Annotated in this window: 3 protein-coding genes; all 3 read right to left on the bottom strand. The window is 60.2% G+C overall.

Going from position 1 to position 2,387, the window contains the following annotated elements; all coding sequences use genetic code 11:
• The coding region (locus JRJ26_20600) for a pentose kinase (GenBank protein ID MBW2059890.1) at positions 1 to 815 on the bottom strand (815 nt) is incomplete at its 3' end.
• A 166-nt stretch (positions 816 to 981) separates the two neighbouring features.
• Complete coding sequence (locus JRJ26_20595) at positions 982 to 1,293, bottom strand: hypothetical protein (GenBank protein MBW2059889.1); 312 nt, start codon at positions 1,291 to 1,293, stop codon at positions 982 to 984.
• Between the two features lie 178 nt (positions 1,294 to 1,471).
• Positions 1,472 to 2,387, bottom strand: a 916-nt coding sequence (locus JRJ26_20590; protein MBW2059888.1) for a DUF362 domain-containing protein, incomplete at its 5' end; no start/stop codon positions are given.

The following is a 2,387-nucleotide window of genomic DNA, read 5'->3' as shown; positions in this document are numbered from 1 at the left end:
AAAACCGGCTCATCCATAAAAACGGCCATGATGGACGCTGTGCCGCTGATATCGGACGCCCGTCCGGACTCGGTGAGACCCGATGAGATCAACATACACAGCATATCGCCGGCACCCGCCACAACCGGCGTGCCTTCGGCCAGGCCCGTGAGCCTCGCAGCCTGAGCCGTAACCTTTCCAATTATCTCCGACGGAACCGAAATCCCGGGTAGTTTCCGCGCGTCGAGGCCCAGGTACTCGATAACCGGCTGCGACCATGTTTTGGTGCGGACATCCATCAGGAAGGAACCCGAGGCCTCGGTCCAGTCCGTTGCAATTTCACCCGTAAGACGAAAATTGATATAGCCTGAGGAGAGAACAAACTTCCAGGTCTTCTCATAAAGTTCCGGCTCATGCTCCTTCAACCACTGAATCTTGAAACCCAACCAGGAGGCGACCGGGGGATTGCCGACCAGCTTCATGGCAGCCTCCGCATGCGGCCCGGACTTGAAAGCCTCGGCGAGATCGGCGGCACGCTTGTCGCACCACAATTGAACGGCATGGCTCAGGAGTTCGCCGTCCTTGCCGAGAGGGACGGCGGCGTGCATTTGTCCGCACACTCCAACCGCCAATACCTCGTCGGATGAGGCACCGGCTTGTTCCATTGCCACGTGAATATTATCGACCACGTTTCTCCACCACACCTCCGGGTCCTGCTCCCCCCAGCCCGGCACGGGCGTCATCATCTCCTGAGGAGTGCTCGCACTGGCCACAACCCGCCCCTCGAGGTCAAGAAGCGCAACGCGAGTGCTCTGCGTCCCAATGTCGACCCCCATCAATAACTCTCTTTTCAAGTCGCACTCCTACCCAATCTTCGGCCGTACCACGTCAGAGCAGGTCAACCCTGTTTTGCCACGGACCCTATCCGATTCGTGGAGATCTCCCATCGTGCCGCCGGATTCGGCCTCGCCCTCTCATCCCGGGCTTTAACCACGCCGAGTCCTAGGTGGCCCGCTGAGTACGGACCAGGATGGTGTTGCGCAACTTGGACACGGCTCGCTCGAGGGACGCAAAGGCGTCCCTGGCCTTGTCGCCCCACGTTGCCTCGGCCTCGACGGCCTCTTTCAGGGCCCTGGCCGCTCTCTCACACCGCTCCAGCAGGGGTTTCGCCTCAGCCGTTTTGACGAAGACGGTCAACCTGGCCTCCTCAAGGTCTCCAATGAGCAGAGGCAGCTCCCTTTCGACCTCCTCCCCGGCGTTGTCCGCTGCGGCTCGTGCGTCTGCGATCGCTGCTTCAAGCAGGTCTGCACCCATCGGGTTCTCCCTTTTTGAGATCAATGTCCCCTGTTGTGGAGTTTCTTTGACTTTTGGAGAACACTCTTGTCTCCGAGCGACACTGCAGAAGCGGTGGGGCACCCATCAAGGGTGAGCGGCAAGGGGAGACTCCACCTCCCCGGGGCCGGGGCTCGCCCTTTTCCTGTCGCTCGATTCTTCACCGCCTCAGCACCTCGTAGTCGGCCTCACCCGAAACGCCGAGACCGAGTTCGACGCCCCTCTTGATGACCGGCAGCTCCCAGACCGGCATCTGGATGAGGTTGTCCCTCGGATAGGACTGGAGAATCTTGACGCCCTCCACGTCAATCGCCACCCGGTCGCCCGATGCCAGGATGACCTTCGGCTCAACAGCCTCACCCCTGTCCGGCCCGCCGGTCACAAACGACACCCGCCCGTCCATGATGATCAAATCGGGGCCGACAGGAAGGCTGAGCTCGATCATCTTCTGCTCCATCGGCTCATCTTTTTTCCCTTCGTCAAAATCGGCGTGCATGTACCGCATATCGACGGGGTGGGTCAGGCCGACGACGAGTTTCAGGCTCATGGTGAACCGGGCCAGAAAATGGTGCTTCATACAGGGCAGAAAGACAAGCTTGTCAAAGTCTTTCAGGGACTTGTGGTAACCGACCTTGGTCCACCACATGGCCTTCTCGCCCAGATTCACATCCATCCATGGACCGGCGTCGAAGTCGATGACCGGCAGGTCGAGTTCCCTGGCCCTTTCGAAGACGCCCATCTCCTCCAGGACCCGGGCCGTAGGCATCCAGGGCCAGCCGGATCGTTCGCCCAAGGTCAGCTTGGTGATCCCCTCCCCGCGGAGATGTTCGACGACGGCCGACAGAAAATCGAGGTCGGTCGAGGCAGGAAATGGATCGTCGCTGTTGAAGTTGGCCTTGAGCAGAACGCGATCGCCGGGGTTGAGAGCCCTGCGCACACCTCCGATCAGATCACAAGCCTCCTTGACCGCCTCCTTCACGTCGCGGTTCGTCGTGGAAACGATTGAAACCAGAGCCTTACCGTCCCGCGTATAGACGTTCTCAGGCCGATGCCGCCACTGGTTTTCCTCATCCACT

The sequence above is a fragment of the Deltaproteobacteria bacterium genome (assembly GCA_019308905.1).
Classification (GTDB): Bacteria; Desulfobacterota; BSN033; order WVXP01; family WVXP01; genus JAFDHF01.
Note: the sequence above shows the minus strand (reverse complement) of the source record. Positions and strands in the feature narration are given on the sequence as shown.

Bases quoted from the DNA above. Each gene is read 5' to 3' on its own strand.
- JRJ26_20595 (MBW2059889.1), bottom strand. From the start codon at position 1,293: ATGGGTGCAGACCTGCTTGAAGCAGCGATCGCAGACGCACGAGCCGCA.